The organism is Alteromonas sp. KUL106, assembly GCF_009811415.1.
GTDB lineage: Bacteria > Pseudomonadota > Gammaproteobacteria > Enterobacterales > Alteromonadaceae > Alteromonas.
Map to the genome: position 1 here is coordinate 1 of NZ_BLIG01000100.1, position 400 is coordinate 400.

General features: G+C 36.8%; 1 protein-coding gene. It reads left to right on the forward strand.

What is annotated here, in order from left to right:
* Nucleotides 1–349: hypothetical protein (locus GVO63_RS19405; RefSeq protein WP_236552234.1), on the forward strand; the 349-nt coding region annotated here is incomplete at its 5' end.
* Nucleotides 350–400: the final 51 nt, after the last annotated feature.

A 400-nucleotide genomic window follows, 5' to 3' on the forward strand; every position in this document is an offset into this window, starting at 1 on the left:
GTTAGGTGTAATGATGAAAATACTTACTTTTGTCGTTGTTATGGCTACGTTCTGCAGTTTTAGTGCTCATGCAGTAAAAGCGCGCAGCTGCGAAAATTTAGAAGTAGAATATATAAAGTTACAGCTTCAAAGTGGTAATTTAAGTCAAAAAAACACTTCAGACAGAGAATTCAAAAGAGGTACGTTAGGTATAGATGAAGTGTGTGAACTAAGAAGTGAATTGGTTTCAGATAGTTTAGCTTTTACTCTATTTAGACCTAAAGGTGAGTCATTAAGTTATATACTGGTTCACAATGGCTTGGATGGCAGTTTTAAATTGTACGGTCCTTTTATTGGCAATTACACCTAACAAAAAAATTAAGTCACTCACTGCGTTCGCTGGGACGCATACATGCGGGGC